Source organism: Arthrobacter sp. B0316-1-20 (genome assembly GCF_059091865.1).
Genome location: NZ_JBNHHC010000023.1, coordinates 35,299 through 51,808 on the forward strand (window position 1 = coordinate 35,299; position 16,510 = coordinate 51,808).

Sequence of the window (16,510 nt, forward strand, 5' to 3'; positions counted from 1 at the left end):
GATCAGCAACTGCCTATCGGCACATGGAGGACGTTTTGACCTCGGTCAATCTTGGAATGCCAGCTTCACCACCGCCAGTCCTGGCGCCGCGCCGCAAGACCCGGCAGATCAAGGTCGGCTCCGTCGGGGTCGGGTCGGACTCGCCCATCAGCGTGCAGTCGATGACCACCACGCCCACCACGGATATCAACGCGACGCTGCAGCAGATTGCCGAGCTGACGGCCTCCGGTTGCGACATTGTCCGAGTGGCCTGCCCCAGCGCCGACGACGCCGAGGCCCTGCCGATCATCGCCAAGAAGTCACAGATTCCGGTGATCGCGGACATCCACTTCCAGCCCAAGTACGTCTTCGCCGCCATCGATGCAGGCTGCGCTGCCGTCCGCGTCAATCCGGGCAACATCCGCAAATTCGACGACCAGGTCAAGGAGATCGCCGAGGCCGCAAAGGCCGCCGGCACCTCCATCCGGATCGGCGTCAATGCCGGCTCCCTGGACCCGCGGCTGATGCAGAAGTACGGCAAGGCGACCCCGGAGGCGCTGGTCGAATCCGCCGTCTGGGAGGCGTCGCTGTTCGAAGAACACGACTTCCACGAGTTCAAGATCTCGGTCAAGCACAACGACCCGGTGGTCATGGTCCGCGCCTACGAACTGCTGGCCGAACGCGGCGACTGGCCGCTGCACCTCGGTGTCACCGAGGCCGGTCCGGCCTTCCAGGGCACCATCAAGTCGGCCACCGCCTTCGGGGCGCTGCTCTCGAAGGGGATCGGGGACACTATCCGTGTGTCCCTGTCCGCCCCGCCCGTGGAAGAGATCAAGGTCGGCCTGCAGATCCTGCAGTCGCTCAACCTGCGGGAACGCAAACTGGAAATCGTTTCCTGTCCCTCCTGCGGGCGAGCCCAGGTGGACGTGTACAAGCTGGCCGACGAAGTCACCGCCGGGCTCGAAGGCATGGAGGTGCCGCTGCGCGTCGCCGTGATGGGCTGCGTCGTGAACGGACCGGGCGAAGCCCGCGAAGCCGACCTGGGTGTGGCCTCCGGCAACGGGAAGGGCCAGATCTTCGTGAAGGGCCAGGTCATCAAGACGGTCCCCGAAGACCAGATTGTGGAAACGCTGATCGAAGAAGCATTGAGGATTGCCGAGGAGATGGGTGACTCCGATGGCGAGAATGCTGTCAAGGGTAGCCCCGTGGTTAACGTCAGCTAGCCGTGACGCGGCGGGTGCGGCCGGGGCCGTGCCCGCCGATCAGCATGCCGGAATACGGCCGCTGGCGGATGCGGATACCGCGGACCTTTGGGCGCTGGTGCGCGCGGATCCGGTGGCCAACGTCTTCCTCGCTGCCCACCTGGAGACCGCCGGGACCGCCGGCCCCACCCCGTCCGGTGCCCACATCCTGGGAATGTACGACGACGGCGTCCTCACCGGGGCCTGCTGGGCGGGCGTGAACGTGGTCCCGTCCGGGCTGGATGCCGAACAGGGCGCCAGGCTGGGCGCCCACCTGGCCGCCGGCGGGCGGCGCATGTCCTCCATCTTCGGGCCGGCCGAGGGGGTGCTCGGCATCTGGTCTTCGTACCGGACCGCCCATCCGCGGGCCTTCGACGTCCGGCCCAACCAGCCCCTGATGGAGCTGCGCGGAACTCCCGCCGTGCCCGCGGACCCGCAGGTACGGTTCTCCACCGACGACGACTTTGAGGTGCTGGTGCCCGCCTGCGTCGCGATGTTCGAGGAGGAAGTCGGGTACTCGCCGCTGATCGGCGGCGGCCAGCACTACCGGCAGCGCGTGGCCACCCTGATCGGGAAGGGACACTCGCTGATCCGCCGGGACGGCCAGGGGCAGGTCGTCTTCAAGGCAGAACTGGGCAACGTGAGCGCCGACGCGGTGCAGATCCAGGGCGTCTGGGTGAACCCCGCCTACCGCGGCCGCGGGCTGGCAGCCGGCTGCATGGCCGCCGTCGTCGAGTTGTCCCGCAAGTACGCGCCGGTCGCCAGCCTCTACGTCAACGATTACAACCACCGGGCCATGGCCGCCTACGCCGCGGTCGGCTTCCGGCAGGTCGGCACCTTCGCCACCGTCTTGTTTTAGGCGGGGGAGGTGCCCGGAAGCATGCCGTGTCCACCCTTCACGCGCTCCGCCGGCGCAGCGTCAGTGACGCGAGCAGCAGTCCCACGATGACGCAGCCGGCCGCAACCGCCACGTCGAACCACAGGTCCCCGGTGGCTTCGGCGTGGGCCGCGATCTGCTGCAGCGCATCCACGGTGTAGGTCAACGGCATGGCGTTCGCTATGGTTTCCAGCCAGTCGGACAGCTGCTCCCTGGGCACAAACAGGCCGCAGAGCAGGATCTGCGGGACCACCACTACCGGCATGAACTGCACCGCTTGGAACTCCGTACGGGCGAAGGCCGAACAAAAGAGTCCCAGCGCCACTCCCAGAACCGCGTTGACGACGGCGACCATCACCACCAGCGCCCCGTTGCCTTCGATGTCGAGACCGAAAACCAGGTAGGCCACCGCCGTCGTCACCGTGGCCTGGAGGGCGGCCATCAGCCCGAACGCCAGGGCATAGCCGAAGAGGAGGTCGGCCTTGTTAATCGGCGTCGACAGGACGCGTTCCAGGGTGCCGGTGGTCCGTTCGCGGAGCATGGTGATGGAGGTGATCAGGAACATGACGACAAACGGGAAGATCGCCAGCATCATCGGGCCCACCCGATCGAAGGTGCGCGGCGCACCGGGCGGCAGCGCCTCATTGTCGAACAACAGGTAGACCACGCCGAGCAGGATGCCGGGAACCACGACGATCAGCGCGATGCTGCGCGGATCGTGGCGCAGCTGGGCCAGCACCCGCCGCGCGGTGGCCAGCGTCATCGATGCGTTCATGCCGCCGCCTCCCGGCTCCGGATCATGTGGAGGAAAGCCTTTTCCAGGTCCACCGTGCCGCCGCGCTCGGCCAGCTCCGCCGGCGTGAGCTGGGCCAGGAGGGAGCCGTCGCGCAGCAGCAACAGATCATCGCAGTGAGAGGCCTCTTCCATGACGTGGCTCGAAACCAGCAGGGTGGTGCCCGCCGCAGCAAGGGCCGCGAAATGATCCCAGAGCTCCACGCGCAGGACGGGATCGAGGCCGACGGTCGGTTCGTCGAGCACCAGCAGGTCGGGCCTGCCCACCAAAGCGCATGCCAGCGACACCCGGCTGGACTGGCCGCCGGAGAGGTCCGCGGTCTTGCGCCCCGCCACCCCGGCAAGTCCCACGGAATCCAGGGCTTCGTCCACGTCGGACGCGGACCGGCCGTGCAGCGCGGCGAAGTAGCGGACGTTTTCGCGGACCGAAAGATCGGGATACACGCTCGGGTCTTGGGTGACGTAGCCGATCCGGTGCCTGAGCTCGCGGTGTCCCGCGGGCAGTCCCAGGACGGTGACCGTCCCGCCGGCCGTCTTCTGCACCCCGACGATGGCCCGCATCAGCGTGGTCTTGCCGCTGCCCGAAGGCCCCAGCAGGCCGGTGATGGTTCCGGCGGAGATTTCGCAGCTGACGTCGGACAGGACGGGCTTACGGGCACGGACCACCGTGAGCCCTGCGACGGATACGGCCGGCGCCACGGGCGCCGCCGGGTGCGGCATCGTCTCCGCCTCCCTCATTTACTGGTTAGGTGACATCAACCTAGACCCGACGCAAGGGTGCGTCCAGACGCTCTGGCGGCCGCCGCCGTCCCGCCCCCGCGGGCTGTCGCTGGCATGCGCGCGGAGCCAGTAGATTAGAAGGCAGTTGAATTTCGCGGGCCCTGCCGGCCCAACCCTTGAGAAACGGATTCCTGCAGTGGTTCTTCGCCTGTCCAGCATGTTCCTGCGCACCCTGCGCGATGACCCGGTCGACGCCGAAGTTGCCAGCCACAAGCTGCTGGTGCGCGCCGGCTACATCCGCCGCGCCGCCCCCGGTATCTACTCCTGGCTGCCGCTGGGCCTGAAGGTGCTGGCCAAGGTGGAGGCCGTGGTCCGCGAGGAGATGAACGCCATCGGCGCCCAGGAAGTCCATTTCCCGGCGCTGCTGCCGCGCGAACCGTACGAGGCGACCAATCGCTGGACCGAGTACGGCGACGGGTTGTTCCGCCTGCAGGACCGCAAGGGTGCCGACTACCTGTTGGCCCCCACGCACGAGGAAATGTTCACCCTGCTGGTCAAGGATTTGTACTCCTCGTACAAGGACCTGCCGGTGACGCTGTACCAAATCCAGAACAAGTACCGCGACGAGGCCCGCCCGCGCGCCGGGCTGCTGCGCGGCCGCGAATTCATCATGAAGGACTCCTACTCCTTCGACGTCGACGACGAGGGCCTGGACGTCAGCTATGACGCGCACCGGCGCGCCTACCTGCGGATCTTCAAGCGCCTGGGCTTGGAAGTGGTGACCGTCAAGGCCACGTCCGGCGCCATGGGCGGGTCGAAGAGCGAGGAGTTCCTGCATCCCACCGAGATCGGCGAGGACACCTTCGTGCGTTCGCCCGGCGGCTACGCCGCCAACGTGGAGGCCGTCACCACCGTCGCACCGGAGCCGGTGGACTACGCCGACGCCCCGGCCGCCGAAGTCAAGGACACCCCGGACACCCCCACGATCGACACCCTGGTGGCCGCGGCCAACCAGCTGGCACCGCGCGCGGACGGGGAATGGACCGCCGCGGACACGTTGAAGAACGTCGTCCTGGCCATCAAGCTGCCCACCGGAGAGCGGAGCCTGGTGGTCATTGGCGTACCGGGCGACCGCGCCGTCGACCTCAAGCGCGTCGAGGCGAACATCGGTGCCTTCCTCCCGGTGGGCGGCGAAGTCGAGGTCGAGGCGGCCACCGAGGAAGACCTGAAAAAGCATCCCGGCCTGGTCAGGGGCTACATCGGTCCCGGCGAGAGCCTGGACGCCGCGGTCCTCGGGACCGAGTCGGCCACCGGCCTGCTCTACCTCGTGGATCCCCGGGTGGTGCCCGGCACGCGCTGGATCACCGGCGCGAACGAGGACGGCAAGCACGTGTTCGGTCTGGTCGCCGGACGCGACTTCGGCTGGGACGGCGTCGTCGAGTCGGTCGAGGTCCGCGAAGGGGACCCCGCGCCGGACGGCTCCGGTCCGCTGGAGGCGGCCCGCGGCATCGAAATGGGCCACATCTTCCAGCTGGGCCGCAAATACGCCGAGGCACTGGGCCTGCAGGTGCTGGACCGCAACGGCAAGCTGGCCACGGTGACCATGGGCTCCTACGGCGTGGGCGTCACCCGTGCGGTGGCCGCACTCGCCGAGGCCTATCACGACGACAAGGGCCTGGCCTGGCCGCGCAACGTGGCCCCGGCCGACGTCCACATCGTCGCCACCGGGAAGGGCACGGAAATTTTTGAGGCAGCCAACAGGCTGGCCGAGGAACTGTCCGCCGCCGGCGTCGATGTCATCTACGACGACCGGCCCAAGGTCTCTCCGGGCGTGAAGTTCTCCGATGCCGAACTCATCGGCGTGCCCACCATCGTGGTGGTCGGCCGCGGCCTGGCCGACGGCGTGGTCGAAGTCAAGGACAGGGCCACCGGGCAGGCCGAAAACGTGCCGCTGGCCGAGGCCGCCGGGCAGTTGGCGGCCCTGGCCGGGAGGTGAGCTCCGGACTCGAGGAACTGCAGCTGGCCACCCTCGCCCTCGTGGTCGTGGGTGGCTTTGCCGCCGGCTGGGTGGACGCCGTGGTGGGCGGCGGCGGCCTGCTCCAGTTGCCCGTGCTGCTGCTGGTCCCCGGCATCAGCCCGGTGCAGGCACTGGCCACCAACAAGATGGGCTCCATCTTCGGCACCACCACCAGCGCAGTGACCTATTACCGCAGGGCGCACCCGGACCTGAAAACCGCGCTGCCAATGGCCGGCGTCGCGCTGGCGGGAAGCTTCGGCGGGGCGATCGTGGCCACCGTGCTGCCCGCCGAGGTGTTTAAGCCGATCATCGTCGTCGCCCTGATCGCGGTGGCCGTCTTTACCGCGCTGCGTCCGACGGCGGGATCGTTGACCCGGCTGCGGTACAAGGGCGCCCGGCACCTCGGTGCGGCCGCCGGAATCGGGCTGGTCATTGGCTTCTACGACGGCCTGATCGGTCCCGGCACCGGCTCGTTCCTGATCATCGCGATGGTGGCGCTGCTCGGCTACAACTTCCTGGCTGCCAGCGCGAAGGCCAAGATCGTGAACATGGCCACCAACCTGGGCGCCCTGGCCTTTTTCCTGCCCAGCGGGGCGCTGCTGTGGGGGCTCGGGCTGGTGCTCGGCGTCGCCAACATGGCCGGCGGTTACGTCGGTGCACGGATGGCCGTCTCCCAGGGCAGCAAGTTCATCCGCGTGGTCTTCCTGGCCGTGGTCGCGGCCCTGATCCTCAAGCTTGGCTACGACGTGTTGCAGGAGAACGTGCTGGGCCGCTGATCCGGACCGGAGGGGGCGGCCAGCTGCCCCCTCGTCACGAGCCGGTGGCGGGCGCGGCCAGCAGTTCGTCGTCCAGTCCCGGGGCGGGCGGCACGACGCCGGTCGAGGCCGCCAGGTCCGCCGTGGCGGTGGCGAGGCCGGACACCGCGTGCTCCCGCACCCTCCCGCTGCTGAGCGCGACCAGGTCGGCCAGCGGCCGGAGGGAAGCCTCCTCGGCGCCCTGCAGCGCCGGCAGCGGATCGGCCGCGAAGTCGCTGCCCAGGGCATACGCCGGCTCCGGCAGCGGCAGGGCCAGGCATTCGGCCGCCGCCACCGCCCGCCAGTCCCCGGCGGCGCCGGCATGCGCCGCGAGGCGCTCGGCGGCGACCGCGCGTTCGGCGCCCGCGAGGCGCGGCAGCACCGTTTCATAGGCGTAGGCCAGGCGCTCGTGGCTGCGGACGACGGCGGCCAAGGCCTCCTCCGTCGTCGGCGCGCCGGGCGTCGTCGACCGTGTCACGTCCCCGGCCGGAGCGGAAGGGGCGGCGCAGCCGGGGGAGGCGGGCGGTATCTCCGGGGCTTCCCACGGCGCAGCCACTTCCGAACCGCCGGCCAAAACCTGCGCCTGGGCGAACACCGCGGAGCCGATCGAGGCCAGCAGCCGGGCCAGCCCCGGGTCCGTCTCCTGGGCGTCGGCCAGCAGGTCGCCGGCCAGCCCGGCCAGCTCCCCGGGACCGGGTGGCCTTGCGGCCGGGGGCGGGCTGCCGGCCAAGCCGGCGGGGGACGACGGGGCCGCGGTGTCCGGCGCGGCAGGGGACCCGGACGGCCACGACGTGGTCAGCCGCAGCAGGTCCGCCTGGGTCCGGAGCAGGTCGGCGGTGGGGGAGGCGCCGTCGTCGTCGTGTTCCTCGAAGGCCGAGGCCAGGTTCTCCAGGCCGGCCAGAGCGTCGAGGCGGGCTTGCTCGGTGGTGCTGGGGGGCGGGGCGGGTTCGGTGATGCTCGCCACCACGGTGCCGGTGCTGACCACGATCGCCGCGGTGAGCAACAGCAGCGGCGCCCGGCGCCACGCCCGGGATGGCGCGGCCTGGTTGCCGCCGCGGCGCCTTGAAGTAGATCCCACAACTGAAGATGATGTCACGGCTTCGGCGTCCGCTGCACCGGCGTAGGCCGGGAACTGGCCGCCGGGAGGCCACCGGTGACGGTAAAGTCGCTAGTCTAGAAGCGAGACTTACCGAAACAGGGAGGCAGTATGGCCCAGCGGCGCGATCACAGCGGCGTGCCCACTACCGGAGGGACATCCGGTACCGACACGTCCGCGGAGGCCGCACGCCTGAAAGAGCTGCTGGAACCGTCCGTGGCCGCGCACGAGTTGTTCCTCGAGGATGTGGAAATCCGCCACGCCGGATCACAGCGCATCGTCCACGTCGTCGTGGACCTGCCCGAGGACCAGACCGGCGGCGTAGGGCTCGATGCCATCGCCGAGGTGTCGCAGGCCCTCTCCAAGACGCTGGATGAGGATCCGCGCGACGACGGCCGCGCCTACAGCCTGGAGGTATCCTCGCCGGGGCTCAGCCGGCCGCTCACCCAGCTGCGCCACTGGCGCCGGAACGTGGGCCGGCTGGTCAAGGTCAAGCTGGTCGCCGGCGACGACGTTGCCGGCCGCCTGCTGGAGGTCGGCGAGGCCGGCGTGACCGTGCGGCCGGAAGAAGCGCCGAAGAAGGGCATGAAGCCCCGTCCCGGCGAACCGGTCCACCTGGACTTTACGAACATCCGCTCCGGCAAGGTCGAAGTGGAGTTCGCCCCGGTAGACGACGACACGATTGCCGCCGCCGACGGCGAGCTGGAGAACGAGGAGGAGGCCTGAGATGGATATCGATATGAGCGCCCTGCGGCTGCTGGAGCGCGAACGCGAAATTCCGCTGGACCTGCTGATCCCCACGATCGAGCAGGCCCTGCTGGTGGCCTATCACAAGTCCCCCGGTTCCATCGACCAGGCCCGGGCCGAACTGGACCGCAAGAGCGGCCACGTCACCATCTGGGCGGCCGAAGTGGACGACGACGGCACCGTGATCGGCGAGTTTGACGACACGCCCAGCGGATTCGGCCGGATCGCGGCCAGCACGGCACGCCAGATCATCCTCCAGCGGCTGCGCGACGCCGAGGACGACAACGTCTTGGGCGCCTTCCGCGGCAAGGAGGGGGAGCTGGTGTCCGGCTTGATCCAGCAGGGGCACAACCCCCACATGGTCCAGGTGGACCTTGGCACGGTGGAGGCGCTGCTGCCGCCGCCCGAACAGGTCCCGGGGGAGAGCTACGTGCACGGCACGCGCCTGCGCGCCTATGTGGTGGACGTCCACCGCGGCATGAAGGGCCCCTCGATCACCCTGTCCCGTTCCCATCCCGGCCTGGTGCGCAAGCTCTTCGAACTGGAAGTACCCGAGATCGCGGACAAGAGCGTGGAGATTGTTGCCCTGGCGCGGGAGGCCGGCCACCGGACGAAGATCGCCGTCAAGGCCAACGTGCCCGGACTCAACGCCAAGGGTGCCTGCATCGGCGAAATGGGTTCCCGCGTGCGGGCCGTCATGACCGAGCTGCACGACGAAAAGATCGACATCGTCGACTTCAGCGAGGATCCGGCGACGTTCATCGCCAGCGCGCTCTCGCCGTCGCGGGTCAGCTCCGTGACCATCACCGACCCGGAGACGCGTTCCGCCCGGGTCGTGGTGCCGGATTACCAGCTGTCGCTGGCGATCGGCAAGGAAGGGCAAAACGCCCGGCTTGCGGCAAAACTGACGGGCTGGCGGATCGACATCGTGTCCGACGCGGCCATGGCCCAATAGCGCGCAAGAAGCAAAAACCACGCCCGGTTTCGGGCCTGCAACACGCCCGGTTCGTTGGCCGGGCACTGGAAGCGGTAGAATATCCATGGCCGGGTTTCCCGACAGTCAAAAGCCCTTGCAGGCGCACGCCCAGGCGGCCACGCCGCCCCAGCGGACCTGCATAGGCTGCCGGCGCCGGGAAGACCAGGCCGTTCTGCTGCGGCTGGCAGTCGAAGAAGTCGACGGTGTTCCCACCGTCGTCGTCGATCCGGGCCGCCGCAGGCCTGGACGCGGTGCCTGGATGCACCGCGGACCGGATTGCATGGAACTGGCTTTGAAACGGCATGCCTTCGGCAGGGCCTTCCGGGCCACTGTTGACAGCAGCACTGTTGCAGACCAGTTCCGTGCTGACGACGAGGCGGCCACCGCGGCCGGCCCCGTCACCCCAACCGTCCAACCTGAAAGCGGGTCAGAAAACTGATGGAAACCCGATGAGTGCCAAGTGATGAGTACTTCATTGTGCTCCGCCCGCGGCCTTTCAGCCCATTCTGCTGAAAGCCGCAGCAAGAATTAGACGGTTCGTGCCCGGCAGACCTGCCTCGTGCGGACCGAGACAGGAGAAATGTGGCCAAGGTCCGCGTACACGAGCTCGCAAAAGAGCTCGGTATTACCTCGAAAGATGCAGTATCCAAACTGCAGGAGCTGGGCGAATTCGTCCGCTCAGCGTCATCGACCATTGAGGCACCCGTCGTGAAGAAGCTTCGCGACGCGTTCCCCGCCGCCGCCCCGAAGGGGGAGCAGGCGGCCCCCAAGACAGCACCCAAGGCAGCAGCGCCCAAGCCGGGAGCGAAGCCCGCTCCCAGCGCTCCGGCCGCCCCGGCTCCGGCCGCGGAGGCCGCCAAGCCGTCGCCTGCCGCCCCGGCAGCACCGGCACCGGCTCCTGCCGCTCCGGCAGCTCCGGCAGCGGAAGCGGCGCCGCAGCGTGCAGAAGCACCGGCTGCCAAGCCGGGATCGGCAGCTCCGCGCCCCGGCGGTCCCGCCCCGGCCCGCCCCGGTGCCCCGCGCCCCGGTGGCCCGCGCCCCGGCAACAACCCCTTCGCCACGTCCCAGGGCATGCCCCGCGGCCGCGGCGACCGTGACGCCGAGCGTGCTCCGCGTCCGGGCAACAACCCCTTTGCAACCTCGCAGGGCATGCCCCGTCCGGGCGGCCCGCGTCCTCCGGCAGCCGGTCAGGGCGGTCCCCGTCCTGCCGCACCGCGTCCCGGCGCTGCACCGCGTCCGGGGGCTCCCGCGCGGCCGGGCGCACCTCGTCCCGGCGCACCGCGTCCGGGCGGTGCCCGTCCTACGCCGGGCATGATGCCCAACCGCACCGAGCGCCCGGCTCCGGCCGGCCGCGGCGGCGGCGCTCCCGGACGTCCGGGAGCTCCGGCCCGCCCCGGAGCCGGGGGACCGGCGCCGGCCGGCGGCGGTTTCGGCAAGGGCGGCCGCGGACGCGGCGGTACCCAGGGTGCCTTCGGCAAGGGAGGCGCCGGCCGCGGCAAGCAGCGCAAGTCCAAGCGCGCCAAGCGCCAGGAACTGGAGCAGATGAGCGCACCGTCGCTGGGCGGCGTCTCGGTACCCCGCGGCGACGGCAGCACCGTTGTCCGGCTGCGCCGCGGCTCCTCCATCACCGACTTCGCCGACAAGATCGAGGCGAATCCGGCAGCGCTGGTGACCGTGCTGTTCCACCTCGGCGAGATGGCCACCGCCACGCAGTCGCTGGACGAGGACACCTTCGAGCTGCTCGGCGTTGAACTGGGCTACAAGATCCAGGTTGTCTCCCCGGAGGACGAAGAGCGCGAACTGCTTGACTCGTTCGACATCGACCTCGACGCCGAACTCGAGGCCGAGGGCGAAGCCGACCTCGAGCGGCGCCCCGCCGTCGTGACGGTCATGGGCCACGTGGACCACGGTAAGACCCGCCTGCTGGACGCCATCCGCAACACCCGGGTGGGCGAAGGCGAACACGGCGGCATTACCCAGCACATCGGCGCCTACCAGATCGACTTCCAGCACGATGACCGGGACCGGAAGATCACCTTCATCGACACCCCGGGCCACGAGGCGTTCACCGCCATGCGTGCCCGCGGCGCGAAGGTCACCGACATCGCCATCCTGGTGGTGGCCGCGGACGACGGCGTCATGCCGCAGACCGTGGAAGCGCTGAACCACGCGCAGGCTGCCGGCGTGCCCATCGTCGTCGCCGTGAACAAGATCGACAAGGAAGGCGCCAACCCGGAGAAGATCCGCGGCCAGCTGACCGAGTACGGCCTGGTTCCGGAGGAATACGGCGGCGACACCATGTTCGTGGACGTCTCGGCACGCGAGGGCCTGCACATCGAGGATCTCCTCTCGGCCGTGCTGCTGACCGCCGACGCCGCCCTGGACCTGCGGGCCAACCCGAACAAGGACGCCCGCGGCATCGCGATCGAGGCGAACCTGGACAAGGGCCGCGGCGCAGTGGCGACCGTGCTGGTCCAGTCCGGAACGCTGCGGGTGGGCGACGCCATCGTCACCGGCAGCGCGCACGGCCGCGTCCGTGCCATGTTCGATGAAGACGGCGCATCCGTCACCGAGGCCGAACCGTCGCGTCCGGTCCAGGTGCTGGGTCTGTCCACCGTCCCGCGCGCCGGCGACACCTTCCTGGTGACCGACGACGAGCGCACAGCCCGCCAGATCGCCGAGAAGCGTGAAGCCGCGGACCGCAACGCAGCCCTGGCCAAGCGCCGCAAGCGCATCAGCCTCGAGGACTTCGACAAGGCCGTGGCCGAGGGCAAGGTCGACACCCTCAACCTCATCCTCAAGGGCGACGTGTCCGGTGCCGTGGAGGCGCTGGAAGACTCGCTGCTCAAGATCGATGTGGGCGAGGATGTCCAGCTGCGCGTTATCCACCGCGGTGTCGGTGCCATCACGCAGAACGACGTCAACCTGGCCACCGTGGACAATGCCATCATCATCGGCTTCAACGTCAAGCCGGCCGAGCGGGTGGCCGAACTGGCCGACCGCGAGGGCGTGGACATGCGCTTCTACTCGGTCATCTACGCGGCGATCGATGATATCGAACTCGCGCTGAAGGGCATGCTGAAGCCGGAGTACGAAGAGGCACAGCTGGGCACGGCCGAAATCCGCGAGATCTTCCGTTCGTCCAAGTTCGGGAATATCGCCGGCTCCATCGTCCGCTCGGGCACGATCCGCCGCAATACCAAGGCGCGCGTCACCCGCGACGGCAAGGTCATCGGCGAGAACCTCACCGTTGACTCGCTCAAGCGGTTCAAGGACGACGCGACCGAGGTCCGCGAAGGATTCGAATGTGGCATCGGACTTGGGTCGTTCAACGACCTCAAGGAAGGCGACATCATCGAGACCTTCGAAATGCGCGAAAAGCCGCGCGTCTAGCAGTCGGCCTGCAGCGGGCGTCCGGTGGCATCGCCGCCGGGCGCCCGCTGTTCCGCCATCAACACGAGAATTGAGGAGGGGTCATGGCAGACCCAGCACGCGCCGCCAAGATGGCCGACCGGATCAAAGTTGTGGTCGCCCAGGCGCTTGAGCGCAGGGTCAAGGATCCCCGTTTGGGATTTGTGACCATCACGGACGCCCGGGTGACCAACGACCTGCAGCACGCCACCGTCTACTACACGGTGTTCGGCGACGCCGAAGAGCAGGACGGGACCCGCAAGGCACTGGAGTCCGCCAAGGGCGTCCTGCGGGCGGAAGTGGGCCGGAACATCACCGCCCGGCTCACGCCCACGCTGGAATTCGTCGCGGACGAGATTCCGGTGAACGCCAGCCACCTGGAGGAGCTGTTGCGGGCCGCGAAGGCCAAGGACGCCGAGGTCGCGGCCCTGGCCGAAGGCGCCGCCTTTGCCGGCGAAGAGGACCCGTACCGCAAGCCCGAAGACGAGGACCAGGACGACGCCGGCCGCGGAACGCGTCCGGAATAGCGGCTTCCGCGCCCACTGACGTCCCGCTGCGGCCCAGGGCCGTTGCTCCCGGGCGTGGGCCGCGCTGATCAACGACCGCTGCACGGCCCGACGGCCGTTGCACCAAAGGGCGGGCCACCTGCTGTGCGCAGGTGGCCCGCCCATTTTCCGGTCCCGGCAGCCGCGGATCAGTGCAGCCGGATCTTGATGACCTTGCCGTCGGGAGGTGTCTTGCCGGTGAAGTCAGGGAGCGCATTGGTTGTGGCGTAGAGCCGGTCGCCGCGGATCTCCAGCGCACCCGGGGCAGTGGTCTCGAAGAACGTCCGCACCTTGTCGTGGCCCTTCTTCAGCACGGAGATCTTGTTGCCGAACATCTCGGCAATGTAGATGTCGCCGCGTGAGCTGACCGCCAGGTTGGTGGCGCCGGACAGGCCCCCCGCCAGCTGCACGACCTTCCCGGTGTGGGCATGGACCTTGAAGACGCGGCCGAGCGCGCCGATGCTCCCGTCTTCGGGACCGCCCGGCAGCGAGGTGACGTACAGCCAGCCGTGCCGGCCAAACTCAACGTCCGTAGGCACCGGCTCCAGATAGTACTTCTGGCCGACCACGCAATCCGGCAGGCCCATGCCTGCCGCCAGCGCAGCGGTGACCCGGAAGGATGCCGGCGGCAGCACCGCTACGGTGCTGACCCGCTTGCTGTGCTTGTCGACCTTCAGTATGGCGTTGCCGCCGGCGTCGGCGACATAAATGCTGTGCCTGTTGGCGGCCGTGGCATAGGCGTTGGAGTCGACGTTGCCCTTGTATTTGGCCGGGATCCCCTCCGGAATCTTGTCCAGGCACTGCCGGTCCTTCACATGGCGGAAGCCGTAGGTGACGCGGCCGTCCGGGTTGTGCTTCTTCTCATAGGCCGCCACGTCGGCGATCTTCTGAGGCGCGGCCTCGTCGTCGTGCAGGTCCAACGACTTGATCCACTGCACGTTCGGCAGCCCGTCCATGCCGCCGGCACCGGTGCCCTCGGAGAAGTAGACCGTGTGCCTGTAGAGGGAGGCGGACGCGACCTGGGGTCCGCCGGAGCGGTACAGGACTTCGGGATCGCCATGGCGCTTGATCCGGTTCAGGACGCCGGCGAAGTTCTGTGTCACAAACAGGCCGTGCCGGCCGGCCGCAAGACTCAGCGGCGATTGCAGCCCCTCGGCCAGCACGGTCGCCGACGGAGGCTCCGGGCTCTCCCGGTGGGCCGATGACGGTGCCAGGCCGGTGCCGAACGCAAGTCCGAGCGCCAAAGGAAGGGCGAGATACAGCGATGATTTTTTCACGATGAAGCTCCTGAAGAGAGCCGCGGGGCACCCCGGACGACTCGCAGGCCGGCGGAGTGGCCGGAGAACAAGGGCAAGTGATGCCGAAGAGGCGACTGTGCCGCTGGCCTGCTGAAATCCCTTGGAGGCCGCATCCACGGCACGCAGTGTGCTCAAAATATTGCAGCCCCCGGAGGCTGTCAATGATGCACGCTTTAAGCCCCGACCGGCCGTTTCCCCGGGACGCCATATACTGAAAGGCGTGACTTCTGGCCTGCTCCGTTCCGGATTGATACTCGTCGACAAGCCGCAGGGGTGGACCAGCCACGACGTTGTCGGCCGCATGCGCCGCCTGGCCGGAACGCGGAAGGTTGGCCACGCCGGCACCCTGGACCCCATGGCCACGGGCGTGCTGGTGGTCGGCGTCAATAAGGCCACCCGGCTGCTGACCTACATCGTCGGCGCCCCCAAGACGTATGACGCCACCATCCGGCTCGGCCAGTCCACGGTGACCGACGACGCCGAGGGCGACGTCACGGCGGAAACCATCGCCGCTGCCGTGACGGAACAGCAGATCAGGGACGGCGTCGCCGAACTGACCGGCGAGATCCTGCAGGTACCGAGCAGCGTCTCGGCCATCAAGGTCAACGGCCAGCGGTCCTACGCGCGCGTGCGCTCCGGACAGGACGTGGTGTTGGCCGCCCGGCCGGTCACGATCCACCGGTTCGAGGTCCACGGCATACGGCGCGGCCGCGGCGGGAAGGTGCAGGACGTGGACGTCACCGTCGAATGCTCGTCGGGAACCTACATCCGTGCGCTGGCGCGCGATCTCGGGCAGCGGCTGGGCGTCGGCGGGCACTTGACGGCCCTGCGCCGGACCCGGGTGGGTCCGTTCCGGATCGAAAACGCAGCCACGTTGGATGAACTGGCCGACGACCTGCGGATGACGGGCCTCGACGAGGCCGCGCGGGTGCTGTTCCCGGTCCGGGAACTCAGCGCCACCGAGGCCGACGATGTATCACACGGCCGACGCATCCCGGCCGCCGGAGCACCCGGCGCGACGGCGGCGTTCGCCCCGGACGGATCGCTGGTGGCGCTGCTGGAAGACAACGATGCGCAAGCCAGGCCCCTGCTGGTGTTCGCACCGGGAAACGAGGCGGACGCACAGTGATCATCGACGGTTTTTTCATCGCCGGCACGGTGGTCACCCTGCTTGCCGCGGTCATCTGCGTGGTTGCCGCCCTCCTGAAACACGGTCCCAACGACGTCACGATTCTCTCGGTCGCCGCGGTGGAGCTGTTTCTGCTCGTCTACGGGGCGGCCGGTATCATCAGACAGGCTTCCGGTGAGCCCGTCAGCGGGGAAACCTGGGAATTTTGGGGCTACCTGATCACCGCCTTGCTGGTTCCGGTAGCAGCCTTCTGGTGGGCCATCATGGACCGCAGCCGGTGGAGCAACCTGGTGCTGGGGGCGGCGGGAATCACGGTATTCGTCATGCTGGTGAGAATGGAACAAATTTGGGACGGAGCGATCGCCGTATGAAACCCGGCCAGGAACAACAACGGGCAAGGCATACCCGGGACGTGAGCGCCGCCGCAGGCCGCGCCACCGGTCCCGGCCGGCTCCTGGTGGCGGTCTACGGGGTGTTCGCGCTCTCCGCCACCGCCCGGGCGGGTTACCAGATAGCGACCAAGTTCTCGGAAGCGCCGGTGGCCTACCTGCTGTCCGCCTTCGCCGCCGTCGTGTACATCCTGGCGACCGTTACATTGGCCAGGTCCGGGACCCGCTCCTACTGGCTGTCGGTGGCCGCCGTGAGCATCGAACTCGTGGGAGTCCTGGCCGTCGGGCTGCTGAGCGTGCTGGATCCCCAGCTGCTGCCGCAGGACACGGTGTGGTCGGGCTTCGGCCAGGGGTACGGATACGTCCCCCTGCTGCTGCCGGTCATCGGCCTGTGGTGGCTCTGGCGGCACCGGCCGGCGGCGGGCGCGAAGCCCTCCGAAGGTCGTCCATAATGGAAGGGGTCCCGGCGACGGGTCCGCACCCGCTGAAGGCCCCGACC

At 68.9% G+C, this 16,510-nt stretch carries 16 protein-coding genes; 12 read left to right on the forward strand and 4 right to left on the reverse strand.

From position 1 onward, the window contains the following. Positions 1-35 precede the first annotated feature (35 nt). On the forward strand, positions 36-1,202 hold the full coding sequence (ispG, locus tag AC5RW2_RS28270) for a flavodoxin-dependent (E)-4-hydroxy-3-methylbut-2-enyl-diphosphate synthase (RefSeq protein WP_494074802.1): 1,167 nt from the start codon (positions 36-38) through the stop codon (positions 1,200-1,202). Positions 1,203-1,230: 28 nt separating this feature from the next. Next, a complete protein-coding gene (locus AC5RW2_RS28275; RefSeq protein ID WP_494026373.1) occupies positions 1,231-2,079 on the forward strand; it encodes a GNAT family N-acetyltransferase in 849 nt (282 codons plus the stop codon). A gap of 37 nt (positions 2,080-2,116) precedes the next feature. Here the strand turns inward: AC5RW2_RS28275 and AC5RW2_RS28280 are convergent, their stop codons facing one another. Further along, a complete protein-coding gene (locus AC5RW2_RS28280) occupies positions 2,117-2,872 on the reverse strand; it encodes an ABC transporter permease (protein ID WP_494026372.1) in 756 nt (251 codons plus the stop codon). Continuing rightward, the gene (locus AC5RW2_RS28285; protein WP_494026371.1) at positions 2,869-3,627 is read right to left on the reverse strand and encodes an ABC transporter ATP-binding protein; all 759 of its coding nucleotides are present in this window, start codon (positions 3,625-3,627) and stop codon (positions 2,869-2,871) included. Before AC5RW2_RS28285 ends, AC5RW2_RS28280 begins: the two co-directional genes overlap by 4 nt. 178 nt (positions 3,628-3,805) lie before the next feature. On the opposite strand from AC5RW2_RS28285, the gene AC5RW2_RS28290 reads away from it, so the two are divergent. Further along, a complete protein-coding gene (locus AC5RW2_RS28290) occupies positions 3,806-5,605 on the forward strand; it encodes a proline--tRNA ligase (protein WP_494002432.1) in 1,800 nt (599 codons plus the stop codon). Continuing rightward, positions 5,602-6,402 carry a sulfite exporter TauE/SafE family protein gene (locus AC5RW2_RS28295; RefSeq protein WP_494002431.1) on the forward strand — a complete coding sequence of 267 codons (801 nt, stop codon included), beginning with the start codon at positions 5,602-5,604 and terminating at the stop codon, positions 6,400-6,402. Before AC5RW2_RS28290 ends, AC5RW2_RS28295 begins: the two co-directional genes overlap by 4 nt. Positions 6,403-6,436: 34 nt before the next feature. Here AC5RW2_RS28295 and AC5RW2_RS28300 read toward each other — a convergent pair whose 3' ends face one another. Continuing rightward, entirely contained in the window at positions 6,437-7,498 is a 1,062-nt protein-coding gene (locus AC5RW2_RS28300; protein WP_494026370.1) for a DUF4439 domain-containing protein, read from the reverse strand. A gap of 129 nt (positions 7,499-7,627) precedes the next feature. Here AC5RW2_RS28300 and rimP point away from each other — a divergent pair, with 129 nt between their 5' ends. From rimP to rbfA, 5 genes are all read left to right on the forward strand, one after another. Beyond that, positions 7,628-8,242 carry a ribosome maturation factor RimP gene (gene rimP, locus AC5RW2_RS28305; protein WP_494014190.1) on the forward strand — a complete coding sequence of 205 codons (615 nt, stop codon included), beginning with the start codon at positions 7,628-7,630 and terminating at the stop codon, positions 8,240-8,242. A gap of 1 nt (position 8,243) precedes the next feature. Then, positions 8,244-9,218: a transcription termination factor NusA gene (nusA, locus tag AC5RW2_RS28310; RefSeq protein ID WP_494014189.1), complete on the forward strand. Its 975-nt coding sequence runs from the start codon at positions 8,244-8,246 to the stop codon at positions 9,216-9,218. 85 nt (positions 9,219-9,303) lie between these two features. Continuing rightward, the gene (locus tag AC5RW2_RS28315) at positions 9,304-9,678 is read left to right on the forward strand and encodes a YlxR family protein (protein WP_494002427.1); all 375 of its coding nucleotides are present in this window, start codon (positions 9,304-9,306) and stop codon (positions 9,676-9,678) included. A gap of 143 nt (positions 9,679-9,821) precedes the next feature. Next, the gene (gene infB, locus AC5RW2_RS28320) at positions 9,822-12,632 is read left to right on the forward strand and encodes a translation initiation factor IF-2 (RefSeq protein ID WP_494074798.1); all 2,811 of its coding nucleotides are present in this window, start codon (positions 9,822-9,824) and stop codon (positions 12,630-12,632) included. A gap of 83 nt (positions 12,633-12,715) precedes the next feature. After that, entirely contained in the window at positions 12,716-13,177 is a 462-nt protein-coding gene (gene rbfA, locus AC5RW2_RS28325; protein ID WP_494074799.1) for a 30S ribosome-binding factor RbfA, read from the forward strand. A 167-nt stretch (positions 13,178-13,344) separates the two neighbouring features. Here rbfA and AC5RW2_RS28330 read toward each other — a convergent pair whose 3' ends face one another. Continuing rightward, complete coding sequence (locus AC5RW2_RS28330) at positions 13,345-14,472, reverse strand: ScyD/ScyE family protein (protein ID WP_494074800.1); 1,128 nt, start codon at positions 14,470-14,472, stop codon at positions 13,345-13,347. 241 nt (positions 14,473-14,713) lie between these two features. On the opposite strand from AC5RW2_RS28330, the gene truB reads away from it, so the two are divergent. Genes truB through AC5RW2_RS28345 form a run of 3 tightly spaced genes read left to right on the forward strand, consistent with a single transcriptional unit; the run spans position 14,714 to position 16,463 of the window. Further along, on the forward strand, positions 14,714-15,622 hold the full coding sequence (gene truB, locus AC5RW2_RS28335) for a tRNA pseudouridine(55) synthase TruB (RefSeq protein ID WP_494074801.1): 909 nt from the start codon (positions 14,714-14,716) through the stop codon (positions 15,620-15,622). A gap of 2 nt (positions 15,623-15,624) precedes the next feature. Continuing rightward, a complete protein-coding gene (locus tag AC5RW2_RS28340; protein WP_494014384.1) occupies positions 15,625-15,993 on the forward strand; it encodes a hypothetical protein in 369 nt (122 codons plus the stop codon). Further along, entirely contained in the window at positions 15,990-16,463 is a 474-nt protein-coding gene (locus tag AC5RW2_RS28345) for a hypothetical protein (RefSeq protein ID WP_494002422.1), read from the forward strand. The genes AC5RW2_RS28340 and AC5RW2_RS28345 overlap by 4 nt, the downstream gene beginning before the upstream one ends. Positions 16,464-16,510: the final 47 nt, after the last annotated feature.

Coding starts and splice junctions, on each gene's coding strand:
- AC5RW2_RS28280 (WP_494026372.1), bottom strand. CDS start 2,872: ATGAACGCATCGATGACGCTGGCCACCGCGCGGCGGGTGCTGGCCCAG.
- AC5RW2_RS28285 (WP_494026371.1), bottom strand. CDS start 3,627: ATGAGGGAGGCGGAGACGATGCCGCACCCGGCGGCGCCCGTGGCGCCG.
- rimP (WP_494014190.1), top strand. CDS start 7,628: ATGGCCCAGCGGCGCGATCACAGCGGCGTGCCCACTACCGGAGGGACA.
- nusA (WP_494014189.1), top strand. CDS start 8,244: ATGGATATCGATATGAGCGCCCTGCGGCTGCTGGAGCGCGAACGCGAA.
- AC5RW2_RS28315 (WP_494002427.1), top strand. CDS start 9,304: ATGGCCGGGTTTCCCGACAGTCAAAAGCCCTTGCAGGCGCACGCCCAG.
- rbfA (WP_494074799.1), top strand. CDS start 12,716: ATGGCAGACCCAGCACGCGCCGCCAAGATGGCCGACCGGATCAAAGTT.
- AC5RW2_RS28345 (WP_494002422.1), top strand. CDS start 15,990: ATGAAACCCGGCCAGGAACAACAACGGGCAAGGCATACCCGGGACGTG.